At 60.9% G+C, this 12,613-nt stretch carries 12 protein-coding genes; 11 read left to right on the top strand and 1 reads right to left on the bottom strand.

Annotated elements, in window-relative coordinates; genetic code table 11:
- Window positions 1-18 precede the first annotated feature (18 nt).
- Complete coding sequence (locus tag RAE19_RS04765; protein WP_313873835.1) at window positions 19-1,320, top strand: hemolysin family protein; 1,302 nt, start codon at window positions 19-21, stop codon at window positions 1,318-1,320.
- Between the two features lie 18 nt (window positions 1,321-1,338).
- Here the strand turns inward: RAE19_RS04765 and RAE19_RS04760 are convergent, their stop codons facing one another.
- The gene (locus RAE19_RS04760; protein WP_313873834.1) at window positions 1,339-2,109 is read right to left on the bottom strand and encodes a YdcF family protein; all 771 of its coding nucleotides are present in this window, start codon (window positions 2,107-2,109) and stop codon (window positions 1,339-1,341) included.
- Between the two features lie 118 nt (window positions 2,110-2,227).
- Here RAE19_RS04760 and RAE19_RS04755 point away from each other — a divergent pair, with 118 nt between their 5' ends.
- The 10 genes from RAE19_RS04755 to RAE19_RS04710 all read left to right on the top strand — a co-directional run bounded on the left by RAE19_RS04755 (window position 2,228) and on the right by RAE19_RS04710 (window position 12,593).
- Complete coding sequence (locus RAE19_RS04755) at window positions 2,228-2,638, top strand: response regulator transcription factor (protein WP_313873833.1); 411 nt, start codon at window positions 2,228-2,230, stop codon at window positions 2,636-2,638.
- A gap of 127 nt (window positions 2,639-2,765) precedes the next feature.
- Window positions 2,766-4,691, top strand: a complete 1,926-nt coding sequence (locus tag RAE19_RS04750) for a methyl-accepting chemotaxis protein (RefSeq protein ID WP_313873832.1) — start codon at window positions 2,766-2,768, stop codon at window positions 4,689-4,691.
- Between the two features lie 16 nt (window positions 4,692-4,707).
- The gene (locus RAE19_RS04745) at window positions 4,708-6,264 is read left to right on the top strand and encodes a chemotaxis protein CheW (protein WP_313873831.1); all 1,557 of its coding nucleotides are present in this window, start codon (window positions 4,708-4,710) and stop codon (window positions 6,262-6,264) included.
- 20 nt (window positions 6,265-6,284) lie between these two features.
- Entirely contained in the window at window positions 6,285-7,364 is a 1,080-nt protein-coding gene (cheB, locus tag RAE19_RS04740) for a chemotaxis-specific protein-glutamate methyltransferase CheB (protein WP_313873830.1), read from the top strand.
- Between the two features lie 10 nt (window positions 7,365-7,374).
- Window positions 7,375-7,998: a HEAT repeat domain-containing protein gene (locus tag RAE19_RS04735; RefSeq protein ID WP_313873829.1), complete on the top strand. Its 624-nt coding sequence runs from the start codon at window positions 7,375-7,377 to the stop codon at window positions 7,996-7,998.
- Between the two features lie 7 nt (window positions 7,999-8,005).
- The gene (locus RAE19_RS04730; protein ID WP_313873828.1) at window positions 8,006-8,842 is read left to right on the top strand and encodes a CheR family methyltransferase; all 837 of its coding nucleotides are present in this window, start codon (window positions 8,006-8,008) and stop codon (window positions 8,840-8,842) included.
- Between the two features lie 5 nt (window positions 8,843-8,847).
- Window positions 8,848-9,216: a response regulator gene (locus RAE19_RS04725; protein WP_313873827.1), complete on the top strand. Its 369-nt coding sequence runs from the start codon at window positions 8,848-8,850 to the stop codon at window positions 9,214-9,216.
- The gene (locus tag RAE19_RS04720; protein WP_313873826.1) at window positions 9,213-11,966 is read left to right on the top strand and encodes a chemotaxis protein CheA; all 2,754 of its coding nucleotides are present in this window, start codon (window positions 9,213-9,215) and stop codon (window positions 11,964-11,966) included. The genes RAE19_RS04725 and RAE19_RS04720 overlap by 4 nt, the downstream gene beginning before the upstream one ends.
- On the top strand, window positions 11,966-12,208 hold the full coding sequence (locus tag RAE19_RS04715; RefSeq protein WP_313873825.1) for a hypothetical protein: 243 nt from the start codon (window positions 11,966-11,968) through the stop codon (window positions 12,206-12,208). The genes RAE19_RS04720 and RAE19_RS04715 overlap by 1 nt, the downstream gene beginning before the upstream one ends.
- A 10-nt stretch (window positions 12,209-12,218) precedes the next feature.
- Window positions 12,219-12,593: a response regulator gene (locus tag RAE19_RS04710; RefSeq protein ID WP_313873824.1), complete on the top strand. Its 375-nt coding sequence runs from the start codon at window positions 12,219-12,221 to the stop codon at window positions 12,591-12,593.
- Window positions 12,594-12,613: the final 20 nt, after the last annotated feature.

Raw genomic sequence — 12,613 nt, 5'->3', positions numbered from 1 at the left:
CGATTCTCGCTTGCATCCATGGATTTCTTACTCATTCTGGTTCTCACCTTGCTCAACGGCGTATTCGCCATGTCGGAACTGGCGCTCACAGCCAGCCGCAAAGTCCGTTTGCAAACCATGGTGGAGGCTGGAGACAAAGGGGCCAAGGCGGCCTTGGCCTTGTTGGACAACCCGACCCAGTTTTTGTCTGTGGTGCAGGTGGGTATTACCTCGATCGGCATGCTCAATGGCATTGTGGGTGAAGCGGCCTTCAGCGACGGCGTGGCGCATTGGTTGGAAACCCAGTTCTCTCTCTCTACCCGGGTAGCCGAGATTTCGGCCACTGCGCTGGTGGTGACCGGCATTACGTTCATCACGATTCTGTTCGGCGAGTTGGTGCCCAAGCGCATCGGGCAGCTCTATCCCGAAACCGTGGCACGGGCTCTGGCGATTCCCATGACCTGGGTGGCTACGGGGGCCAAACCTTTTGTGAAACTGCTGTCTTACGCGACCCACGCCACCTTGCGCCTGCTGCGCCTGAACGCCACCGACAACCGCGCGGTGACCGAAGAAGAAATATCCGCCAGCCTTGAAGAAGGGGTGGATGCCGGCATCATCGAGGAGCACGAGCACCAGATGGTGCGCAATGTGTTCCACCTGGACGACCGGCCGCTCACCAGCATGATGCTGCCGCGGGTCGATATTGCGTGGATAGAGGCCGGTTTGAGCGTTCCCCAGGCGCTGGCCTTGGCGGGTGATACCCGCGAAGGTAACGGTCACTCCTGGTATCCGGTGTGCCGCGGCTCTTTGGACAATGTGGTGGGCTTGGTCAGCGTGTCCCGCTTGCTGGCCATGGGCGACTCCTACACCGGCACCGTGGACTCATTGGCCGAGCAGGCGGTGTTTGTGCCTGAGACGCTCACTGGCATGGAGCTGATCGAGCAATTCCGGGTGCGCTCGGCCCGGATGGTGTTTGTGGTGGATGAGTATGGCGTGGTGCAGGGCCTGATGACCCCGCACGATCTGCTCGAGGCCATCACCGGTGAACTGCAACCAGACGCCAAGGAAGAGGCCTGGGCTACGCTGCAAGAGAATGGCCAGTGGTTGTTGGATGGGCTCATGCCGGTGGGCGAGCTCAAAGCCCGCCTGGACATTGAGGACGAGCTCCCCGATGAAGAGCGTGGCCGCTACAACACGCTGGCAGGGTTGCTCATGGCGGTGACGGGTCAACTCCCCCAGCCTGGTGCCCGCATTACCGTGGGCGAGTGGGTGTTTGAAGTCCAGACCCTCGAAGGCCGGCGCATCGACCAGGTGCGCGCGTTCAAAGAGCCCCAGGCCTAAGCTGGATATCCCGGGCGCTCAGAGCCGCCCGGTGAGCCGGTAGGCCACCCAGCCCACGTATTCATTGAGCACCATTTGCCAGTCGGACACTCCGGCTTGCATCGAGTAGCGTGTCCACCGCGGGCTAATCTCGGCGCGGAAATCGACCGGGTAGGCTGTCACATTCCACCCCGCTTTCTCAAAGGTGGCCTTGGCCCGTTGCATGTGCCAGGCAGAGGTCAGCAGCAGCCAGCGGTTTTGCGGGTTGATGCCCGGTAGCTCGGCCGTCAGCACCGCGTTCTCATACGTGTTCCGCGAGACCGACTCGTAACGCACTTGCCCGTCCGGGACCCCCAGGCTGTCATAGAACCTGAGTGCCCGTTCAGCCTCGCTGGGTCCACCCCCGTTAGGGTCGCCTTCGCCTCCGGTGTAGATCACCGTCATTCCCGGATTTTTGAGCGCCAGCGCTGCAGAGACAGACAGGCGTTCGCCTGCGTCATTGGTCAACGGGTGGCGGTAGTCGGCCTGCAGGTGCCCCCGGGCCGTGCCACCGCCCAAGACCACGATGCCGGCATACCCGGAGATGTCGGTTTCCGGGGTGATCTCGGCATAAGGCGCTTCCAGCGTCCGGATCAAGAGCTCCGGCAATGGCATCCAGCCGATCAATGTCACTAGCACCGCGCTCCAGCCCAGGGCCGGTCGCGCCAGCGCCGGGCTTCGCCTGGCGAGCACCCACGCACTGATCAACACCAGCAGAACCCAAAACAAGGGCTGGGTGATCCACGCCACGATCTTCGAAAAAATAAACATGAAAACTATCGCGAGAAGGAAGTGATAGAAAAGTTTGAGAAAAAATTTAAATCAAAATCAACACTAAAAGTGGAATTTTCGGTAAATTCACCACAAAGATTTTCAGGTGCAAAAAAACATGAAAAAAACAATTTTGACAGTTGAGGACGGCGACGGCATTCGCCGGCTGATTCGCATGACGCTCGAATATATGGGCTTTCTGGTGCTGGAGGCCAATGGCGGTGAGCAGGGCCTCGAAATGGCGCGTGAACACAAGCCCGACCTCGTGCTGATGGATGTCCGGATGCCCGGTGTTTCCGGGCTGACGGCTTGCGAAGTCATGCGCGCAGACCCCCAGCTTCGCAACGTGCCGGTAGTCATGTTGTCAGCTGCGGATTCGGAGGACGATATTTCAGCCGGTCTGGCTAGCGGCGCCAAGGCTTATCTTGTGAAGCCCTTTCAGCCTGTGGAGCTGATTGAGCTGGTCACCCGCCTGATTGACGAGGCGGCCCAGCCAGAGTCTGCGTCCGCCGGCGTGGTCCACCGCTAACTCACAGGTTCTCGCATGTTTTCCCTAGCAGCGCAATGGAATATGGCCGGGCCCCGGCGCTGCCCTTTCGTTCTCGTCAACCCTGCGCCCAGCTGCCTGCAACTCTCCCCCGAAAGGACTCACTCCCATGGCACTCGTTAAAAAAGCCGTTAGCGCACCTCATGGCGTCGCTGCAGACACCAATTCCGTTCGCGCATCCGCCGCTGTCACCCGTGAGGCTGAGGCCCAACGCAAGCGCGCCCGCACCTTGGCTAAGCAACAGCAAGCGGCAGAGCGCATTGCAGCGGCCACTACTCAGATGTCGTCCGGCATCACCGAAGCGGCCTCGGCTGCCGAAGAGCTCAAGCGCGCATCCGACCAGATCGCCACCGGTGCCGAAGAGGCAACAGGCGCAGCCCAAGAGTCGCTGGCCGCATTCAAGCAGGTGGAAGGTGCAGTGACCCGCCAGTTGCACAACGCTAAGGCCAGTGCGGCACGGGTGGAGTCGTCGCAAGCACTGATTGCCCGCACAGGCACTGAAGTGACCAGCCTGGTGGCCAATGTGGGTGTGTCGGCACAGCGGCAAGCGGCATCGGTCGGTATGGTGGCAGAGCTGGAAAAGCAGGCCGCCAATATCGGGGACATCGTCAAAGCGGTTGCCCGGATTGCAGACCAGACCAATCTGCTGGCACTCAATGCTGCGATTGAAGCCGCCCGCGCCGGGCAGCACGGCAAAGGCTTTGCAGTGGTGGCGGACGAAGTCCGCACCTTGGCCGAAACCTCGGAGAAGAGCGCCAAACAAATTCAGGATCTCGTGGGTCAGATTCAGGGCGAGGTCAAGGTGATCGCCGAAGGCATTGGCAAATCGGCCAAAGCGGTAGAAGAGGAAGTTCAAAACGGCAAAGTGATCACCAGCCAGCTGGAACAGATCCGCAAAGACACAGTGGAAATCGTGGGCGCCATCGGTGAGATTGCCACCGGTGCCCAGCAGTCTGCGACTGCCACTGTGCAGGCGCTCAAGGGTTCTGAAGATATTGCAGCAGCCGCCGAAGAGCAGTCCGCTGCTGCAGAAGAAGCCGCCAAAACCGTGGCCGAGCAGGCGCAGGCCTTGTCGCAATGCGAGCAAACCGCGCAAGGTCTGTCGGAATTGGCCGAGGACCTGAAGAACTCGACCGATGTTGCCAAGAGCGCCGAGGAAGTGGCCTCTGCCGCCGAAGAGTTGTCGTCCGCGGTGCAGGAAATCAGCCGCTCGGGCTCCCAGATCATGGCCGCCATCGACCAGATCCGCAAAGGTGCCGAGGTTCAATCCGCCGGAACCGAAGAGGCCTCTGCTGCTGTGACCCAGATCGAAAAGAGCGCCCAGTTGGCAGTGGAGCGCGGCACCGCCGGAACGGCCAAAGTGAAAGCGATTCGTGAACTGCTTGCCACCAACAAGACTTCGGTGGACGCCTTGATTGCCAATGTGTTGGCCAGTGCAGACTCCAGCCGCCAAAGCATTCGCCAGGTGAAAGAGTTGGAACTCGTGTCCCGCCGTATCGACAAGATTGTGGATGCGATCACCACGGTGTCGATCCAAACCAATATGTTGGCTGTGAACGGCTCGATCGAAGCGGCCCGCGCCGGTGAATTCGGCAAAGGCTTTGTGGTGGTTGCCACGGATATTCGCAACCTCGCCCAAGACTCTGCGGAGAACGCAGACCGCATCAAAGACCTGGTCAAGGCGGTGCAGGACCAGATCGGCGTTGTAGGCCGTGACCTCGAAGAAATCGTGTCGACTGCGGTTAACGAGGTTGAAAAGGCCAAGGCCACCACCGTCAATTTGCTCACCATCGAAACCGATATTGCCGAGGTGGGCGACAACGTCGGTGAGATTCTGGCCGCTGCTACAGAAATCGGAGCAGCAGTCGCACAGGTGAAGCGGGGTGTGGAGCAAATTGCCGGTGCTGCGCAAGAAGCGGCCAAAGCCTCGGAAGAGGCGGCCTCGGCGGCCAAGCAACAAGCCCAAGGCGCCGAAGAACTGGCGGCTGCTATCGAAGAGATTTCTTCACTCGCTGACGAACTCCAAAGCGCTTGAACCGGAGTAACGCGTTATGAGCACTCCCAACAGTTCCATGCAGCCGTCCGGTGCGGCTGTGCCGGACGAAGGCGATAACGCCTCCGGGATCCGGCAGTACGTCACTTTCATGGCGGGGGACGAGGTCTTCGCGGTGGAAATGGCGCCGGTGCAAGAAATCATCCGTGTGCCTGAGGTTGTGCGGGTACCTATGGCACCTCACACCCTGGAGGGCTTGGCCAACCTGCGGGGCCATGTGTTGCCGATCGTGTCCCTGCGCCGCGCGCTGGGATTTGCAGAGCGAGTGTCCGACGACTCCTCGCGGGCTGTGGTCATCAATTACGGCGAGCCCCTGGGCTTTGTGGTGGACCGGGTATCCAGCGTGGTGGGGGTAGACCCCAGCAAAATGGAAGGCCTGGACGGCGTCGGATGCACCGTCGATGCCGACCTGCTGTCAGGCATCATCAAAGACGTGGGTGGCCACGCGATGGTGATGGTTCTGAACTTTCAGAAACTGATCGACCAGGAGTTTGCCCACATCGCCCGCATGCAGCGCGACCAGCAAGCCGCTGGCATCAGCAGCATGGGCTCTGGCACCACGGCTACTGCGCAGCATCTGGTCAGCGAAGACGAGTTGCACCTCGTAAGCTTTGATGTGGCTGCTCAGGAGTACGCGATTGCGATCTCGGATGTGCAAGAAATTGTGCAGATCCCAGAGACCATCATCAAAGTGCCGCGCTCTCAGAGCCATGTGTTAGGGGTGATGACCTTGCGCAACCGCCTGCTACCGCTGGTCTCCTTGCGCAGCATGTTTGCACTGGACCGTCGCGCGTCGGATGAGTCCAGCCGCATCGTGGTGGTGTCGGTGCAGGGCGCCTCGGTCGGTGTGGTGGTAGACAACGTGAACGAGGTGCTACGGGTCCCGCAAAAGCTGGTGGAGCCGATGCCGCCCTTGTTGGCCCGCGAAGGCGACATGGCCGATATCACCGAAATCTGCAGCATCGACGGCGGCAAGCGCTTGGTGTCCATCATCTCCACCGACAACCTGTTTCGCCACTCTGCCATTAAGGACGCCCTGGCCAACCTCGATGCCGAGGGCCAGCGCCTGACAGATCGGCACCAGAACACGGGCCCCGACGACGAGCAGGTCGTGGTCTTCCGCCTCGGTACCGAAGAGTTCGGTGTGCCCATCGACAGCGTGCAGGAAATCGTGCGCGTGCCTGCAGAGCTGACACATGTGCCCAAAGCACCTGCTGCGGTGGAGGGGGTCATTAACTTGCGTGGACAGGTCTTGCCGGTGATGGATTTGCGCCGGCGGCTGGGGCTGAACGGGGTAGCCCGCAATGATGGCCAACGCATTGTGGTCTTCATGATCCAAAACGTGCGCACCGGCTTCATTGTGGATTCGGTGGCCGAAGTCCTCAAGGTGCCGCTGCACGCGATCGAGCCGGCACCCCGCATGTCTGATGCGCAAAGCAGCCTGTTGGCCCGCATGGCCAACCTCGAGAAGCAGAAACGCATGCTCCAGCTGCTGGAACCCTCCCACTTGCTCGCCGACGCCGATTTGAACCAGGTTGCGGCGATCAGCGCCTGAAGAAAGAGAGAGATACAGCCATGATCAAACTGCTCATCGTTGACGACTCCGCACTGATGCGGCGCCAATTGACGCAGTTGTTTCAAAACGAAGGTGACTTCGACATCCGCCAGGCCCGCAACGGCCAGGATGCGGTGGAACAAAACCTGAGCTTTGAGCCTGACGTCGTGACCTTGGACATCAACATGCCTGAGATGGACGGTATTACCGCCCTCTCCTTGATGATGGCCCAGCGGCCGGTGCCGGTGATCATGGTCTCGTCTCTCACCGAGAAAGGCGCACTGGCCACCTTTGAGGCCCTCAACCTCGGGGCGGTGGACTATGTGGCCAAGCCCGGTGGCACGATTTCGCTCACGCTGGACGACATCCGCAAGGACATGCTGGCCAAGGTGCGGGCGGCAGCCCGCTCCAAACTGCGGAGCAAAGCGACCTCGGGCGCAGAGCGCGGCTCGCTGCGCGAGCGCATGGCAACCGACCGGCAGGCAGTGGCTGAGCGCGCGAGCCAGTTGGCGGCCAGCAAGCAAGACGGTGTAGTGCTGGTGGGTGTCTCTACCGGTGGCCCCCGCTCACTGGAAGAGGTGTTGCCTTTCTTTTCGGAAGACTTTCCTCTGCCGGTGCTGGTGGCGCAGCACATGCCGGCCAGTTTTACCGCCCCCTTCGCGGGCCGACTGAACGCCATGTGCCCCCTGGAGGTGCTGGAAGCCGATCGCCCCATGCCGGTGGAGGTAGGCAAGATTTACATCGGCAAGGGTGGTGCAGACATGGTGCTCAGCAAACGTGGCAACACCCTGACCGTGGCACCCAAACCGGAGTCGCCTGAGCACATGTGGCATCCGTCGGTGGAGTTGCTGGCGCGCAGTGCGCTTGAGCATGTGGCGCCTTCCAAGATCATCGCAGTGATGCTCACCGGTATGGGCTACGACGGTGCCGAGGGGTTCGCAGAAATCAAACGGCGCGGTGGCAGCACGATTGCCGAGTCAGAAGAAACCGCCGTGGTGTACGGCATGCCCAAAGAACTGGTTCAGCGTAAAGGCGCAAGCCTGGTTCTCCCTTTAAACAAAATTGCAGCACAGGTCAAAACCTGGGTTGCACGCACCTGAGGTACACACGATGGGACTGATCAAACAAACTCCAGCGGAGGGCGTCCGCGGGGACACCCGGACCTCCGCGCGTGACTGCCCCAGCTTGTGCAAGCAATTGCTCGCCGCTGAACCCGAAGTGCGCCGCTGGGCTGCGCGGGACCTGGTGGATTGCCCCGACTGCTCGGAGGCCCTGGTGGAGGCATTGCAAGTCGAGCCTGATGCCTCGGTGCGTGAGGTCATGCTGACAAGCATCACCCGCATTGGCGACGGCACCGCTGTCAACGGCCTGGTGGCGTGCTTGCGCTCCGAGGACGCGGGCTTGCGGAACGAAGCCATCGAAGCCATGAAGCAACTGCCCGATGCAGTGGCACCCATCATGCTGGGCCTGTTAATGGATGAAGACAGTGATGTGCGTATCTTCGCGGTGAACATCTTGGAGTCCCTGCGCCACCCCTTGGTGGAGAACTGGCTGCTGCAGGTGATCGATGTGGACGACCATGTCAACGTTTGCGGCACCGCGGTGGATTTGCTTGGTGAGGTCGGTGGCGCAGCCTCACTCGAATCGCTGTTGCGCCTCAAAGTCCGGTTCGCTGATGAGCCCTACATCCAATATGCCGCTGATCTCGCGATCAAACGCATTCAAGAGAACTGAGCACCGTATGGCAGACGCCTCTATCTCCGAAGACGACTTCCAGAAATTCCGGGAGTTCTTCTATCGCAAAACCGGCATCCAGTTCGACATGTCCAAGCGTTACTTTGTGGACAAGCGGCTTCTGGAGCGAATGGCGGACACCGGCAACGCCACCTTTCGCAGCTACTTCACCATGCTGCGCTTTCAGGCCAGTGGGGTCGAGCTGCAGACGCTCACCAACTCCATGACGGTAAACGAGACCTACTTTTTCCGCGAGGAGTACCAGTTCAAGTGCCTGGTGAACTCCTTGTTGCCGGACTTGGTGTCGCGCAAGAAAGACGATGGTCCGCTGCGGATCTGGGTATTGCCTTCCTCCAGCGGTGAGGAGCCCTATTCGATCGCGATCTACCTGCTGGAGCGCTGGGCCGGCATCCATAATTTTGATGTCGAAATCGTAGCGTCGGATATCGACACCCGGATCCTCGAGCAGGCCCGCCGTGGTTTGTATTCGCCCCGTTCGGTGGGGCAGCTGCCCACGGCATACCGGCAAAAGTACTTCCGGCAGGTGGGGGAAGACTTTCAGATTTGCGACGACTTGCGTGGCGCCGTGGAGTACACCCGAGTCAACTTGTCGGACCGGGCGGACACGCGTGCCTACCGCAATTTTAATGTGGTGTTCTGCCGCAACCTGCTGATTTATTTTGACGATGTGTCCCGCAAGGCGGCTGCGGAAACCTTTTACGACGCCCTTAAGCCGGGGGGATTTATCTGCCTTGGACATTCCGAATCCATGAGCCGGATTTCTTCGCTCTACAAGGTGCGCAAGTTCCCCGAAGCGATTGTTTACCAGAAGCCAACGGAGTAAACCCCATGAAAAAAATACTGGTAATTGATGATGCCGCTACAGTGCGCATGTACCACCGCAATATCCTGGAGAGTGCCGGCTACGAAGTGCAAGAGGCGATCAACGGAATTGAGGCCCTTGAAAAAGCCATGCAAACCGCGTTTGACCTGTACCTGGTCGACGTCAATATGCCCAAGCTGGACGGCTACGGCTTTTTGCGCGAACTTCGCCGCCAGGACATGCCCCAGGTGCCCGCCATCATGGTGTCGACCGAGTCCGCCTCTGCCGACCGGCGCCGGGCCTACGCAGCGGGCGCCAACCTGTACCTGGTTAAGCCCACACGGCCTGATCAGTTGGTGGCACACGTGGCCTTGCTGCAAGGGGATGCGCTATGAATGAGTTGCTTGCACAGTTTTTGTCCGAAGCGCGCGATGCGTTGGAAGGCATCGGCGGCAAGCTCATGGAGCTGGAGCGGGCACCCGACGACGAAGAGTTGATGACCCAGCTCTTCCGGGTGGTGCACACCCTCAAGGGCAACAGCGGCTTGTTTGACTTTCCGGAGATGAGCCGGGTGCTCCATGCCGGCGAAGACCTGATGGACGCGGTGCGCCACGGAGAGGTGCGCTACTCGCAAACGCTGGCAGACCGCCTGCTGGACGCGATGGACTTTGTAGGCTTGTTGTGTGATGGCATTGAAGCCGACAAGCCGGTCTCTGCCGACATGGCCGCCGAGGCCGTGCGCCAAGCCAAAGCCCTGCGCGCACTCATCAGCCCGGATGCAGAAACATCCGCGCAGGCAGTGAGCGAGGCGGGCGCTGTGCAAAGCGGCAGCGTGGCGCCCACCTTCCCCCTGGCCGAGCAATTGGCCCGGGTGCCTGAGGTCGTCCGGATGCAGGCGTGGGCCCAAGCGCGGGATGGTGCGCCCCTGTTGTGGGTGCGCTACGTGCCGTCCGAAGAGTGCTTTTATCAAGGCGATGACCCGCTGCACCAGGCCAACCAAACCCCCGGCTGGCTGTGGACCGGCATGTCGGCCCGGGCTGCGTGGCCCGCATTGGCGGAGTTGGATGCCTACCGGTGCATGCTCGATTTTGATGTGCTGGTAGCCGCTGATCGTGGCGAAGTCGAGGCGCACTATCGCTATGTGCCGGACCAGGTGCACATCGTGGAGGTGCCTGCGCTGTGTTTGCTGATACCGCAAGGCGACTCCAACGGCGGGCCGGTGTACGAAGATTTTGTGGAAGACGCGCTCGCGCTGATCGACCACCAGGACCTGACAGGCTTCAAGCGCGCGGTGGACACCATGATCCAGCTGTCGAGCAGCAGCCTGTGGTTGTCTTCGGCGTTGCGCTGGATGCAGCTTTTGTTGACCGCCGCTCAGCCGGATACCGCCGCGTTGCGCCGCCTGGTCTCGGCCGTGAACACCTTCGAGAACCCGGACTGGACCGAGCCAGCTGCCGCATCGGTGGCACCCGCCAAACCCGCGGCGCCTGCGCAATCGCCGATTCACAACAATGTGCATGCGATGGCGCTGAAAAACGTGATCGATGTGCAGCGCGAGGTGTTGGCGCTGCCCGACGATGCTGCTTGGCTGCCCGGACGCATCAAGGCTGCCGTGGCGTCCCTCAGCGGTTGCTTGAAAGCCTTTGGCCGGCAGAGCGAAGTGCCGGCGCTGGAGGCCTTGGCTGCCACTGCACTGGCAACACAAACCGCAGCCCCCTTGGCCGCTTGGCTGGACCAAGCTTTTCCGGAAGAAGCCGCTGTGGCCGACGTGCCTGCAGCTCCTGTGGCCCCTGTAGCGGTAGCAACTGCTACGGTCGCTCCCGCCGTGAAAGTCAGCGCAACAGTGCCGGCTGCTCCTGCTCCTGCGCCTGTGGTGGCTGCCGTGGTCGCACCTGCGATGGAGTCGGAGCCCGCAGAGCCCGAATTGCAAGAGGCGGATGTGCGGGTGGGGCGTCGCCCCGAGGAGGCCAGCCCGAAGAGCCTCAAGGTGGACCAGGTCAAGATCGATCGCCTGATGAATCTGATCGGCGAGATGGTGGTGGCTAAAAATGCCATGCCCTACCTGGCCAATCGCGCAGAAACCGTGTTCGGTGTGCGCGAGCTGGCCCGGGAAATCAAGGGACAGTACGCCACGATCAACCGCATTTCGGAAGAAATGCAAGACGCCATCATGCAGATCCGCATGATGCCGGTGTCTTTTGTGTTCCAGCGCTTTCCGCGCCTGGTGCGGGACATCTCGCGCCGCTTGGGCAAGCAAGTGAATTTGGAGCTTGAGGGCCAGGAAACAGCGGCTGACAAAAATATCATCGAGTCTTTGGGCGACCCCTTGGTCCATATCGTGCGTAACAGCCTGGACCACGGCTTTGAAATGCCCGAGGTGCGCACCGCAGCAGGCAAGCCGGCGGCCGGTACCTTGCGTATTGCCGCCCGCCAGGAGGCTGACCGCGTGGTGATTGAAATCACCGACGACGGCAAAGGCATCGACGCCCAGGCCATCAAGCTCAAGGCCTACCAAAAAGGGCTGATTGACGAAGCCACGATGGACCGCATCAGCGACCAGGAAGCAGTCAACCTGGTGTTCATTCCCGGCTTTTCGACCAGCGAGGTGATCTCGGACTTGTCAGGCCGCGGCGTCGGCATGGACGTGGTGCGCACTGCCATCGAGCAAGTGCACGGCAATATCGTGCTGGAGAGCACCAAAGGGCAGGGCACCCGCATCCGCCTGTCGCTGCCGCTGTCGATGGCCGTGACGAATGTGATGACCGTCGAGTCGAACCAGCAGATGTTCGGTATTCCGATGGATGCGGTCGTGGAGACTGTGCGGGTGCCGCGCGCTTCAGTGCGCACCATCAAGCAACGCAAGGCAACGCTCTTGCGTGGGCGGGTGGTCCCCTTGCGTGACCTGAACGCCGTATTGGGCCTGGCCGCACCGCCGGTGACGAACGACAGCGACGAATATGCCGTGCTGGTTGTCCGCGTAGGCGACGAGTCGCTGGGGCTGGTGGTCGATGACTTCCATGAGACGGCCGACATCATCCTCAAGCCGCTCTCCGGGGTGCTGAGCGGGTTGCGGGCGTACTCCGGCTCGGCCTTGATGGGGGATGGCTCCGTCCTGATGGTGCTCAACACCAAGGAGATGCTCTGATGACTATCGAATACCGTGACACCGAGGTGGTGTTTGCCGAGATCGTCGGTGTGGAAGACGCCGAAGTGCTTCTGGCCTGGCTGCAAGAGCGCAGCCCGGTGCAAGCCGATTTTTCTGCGTGCACACACATGCACCCCGCCAATATTCAAGTGCTGATGGCCGCCGGTGTGCAGGTGGCCGTTTGGCCTGTCGCTGCGCCACTGGAGTGTGCTTTGCGCAGCGTGTTTTCAGCCGGTTCGTAAGGAGAGAGTGATGGCAAAAACTATTTTGATCGTGGACGATTCGCTCACAATGACCATGAGTGTCAAAAGCAGTCTGGAGATGAACGGTTTTGTGGTGCAGACCGCCTCCGACGGTGTGCAGGCGCTGACCAAGCTGAAGGGCGGGTTGAAGCCGGACCTGATCATCACTGACATCAACATGCCGAACATGGGTGGCTTGGAGCTGATCCGCCAAGTCAAAATCCTGCCGGGCTACCGTTTCATCCCCATCCTGACGCTCACCACCGAGAGCGACGCCAGCAAGCGCGATGAAGGCAAGAAACTGGGGGCCACCGGCTGGTTGGTCAAGCCGGTGTCCGGCCCTGATCTGGTCCGCGTGGTCAAGCAGGTCGTGCCCGGCGCCTGAGCCCGATTGCTCGTGCAGGA

The sequence above is a fragment of the Rhodoferax potami genome, from assembly GCF_032193805.1.
In the GTDB taxonomy this organism is placed as follows: domain Bacteria; phylum Pseudomonadota; class Gammaproteobacteria; order Burkholderiales; family Burkholderiaceae_C; genus Allorhodoferax; species Allorhodoferax potami_A.
Note: the sequence above shows the minus strand (reverse complement) of the source record. Positions and strands in the feature narration are given on the sequence as shown.

Coding starts and splice junctions, on each gene's coding strand:
- RAE19_RS04765 (WP_313873835.1), top strand. CDS start 19: ATGGATTTCTTACTCATTCTGGTTCTCACCTTGCTCAACGGCGTATTC.
- RAE19_RS04760 (WP_313873834.1), bottom strand. CDS start 2,109: ATGTTTATTTTTTCGAAGATCGTGGCGTGGATCACCCAGCCCTTGTTT.
- RAE19_RS04755 (WP_313873833.1), top strand. CDS start 2,228: ATGAAAAAAACAATTTTGACAGTTGAGGACGGCGACGGCATTCGCCGG.
- RAE19_RS04750 (WP_313873832.1), top strand. CDS start 2,766: ATGGCACTCGTTAAAAAAGCCGTTAGCGCACCTCATGGCGTCGCTGCA.
- RAE19_RS04745 (WP_313873831.1), top strand. CDS start 4,708: ATGAGCACTCCCAACAGTTCCATGCAGCCGTCCGGTGCGGCTGTGCCG.
- cheB (WP_313873830.1), top strand. CDS start 6,285: ATGATCAAACTGCTCATCGTTGACGACTCCGCACTGATGCGGCGCCAA.
- RAE19_RS04735 (WP_313873829.1), top strand. CDS start 7,375: ATGGGACTGATCAAACAAACTCCAGCGGAGGGCGTCCGCGGGGACACC.
- RAE19_RS04730 (WP_313873828.1), top strand. CDS start 8,006: ATGGCAGACGCCTCTATCTCCGAAGACGACTTCCAGAAATTCCGGGAG.
- RAE19_RS04725 (WP_313873827.1), top strand. CDS start 8,848: ATGAAAAAAATACTGGTAATTGATGATGCCGCTACAGTGCGCATGTAC.
- RAE19_RS04720 (WP_313873826.1), top strand. CDS start 9,213: ATGAATGAGTTGCTTGCACAGTTTTTGTCCGAAGCGCGCGATGCGTTG.
- RAE19_RS04715 (WP_313873825.1), top strand. CDS start 11,966: ATGACTATCGAATACCGTGACACCGAGGTGGTGTTTGCCGAGATCGTC.
- RAE19_RS04710 (WP_313873824.1), top strand. CDS start 12,219: ATGGCAAAAACTATTTTGATCGTGGACGATTCGCTCACAATGACCATG.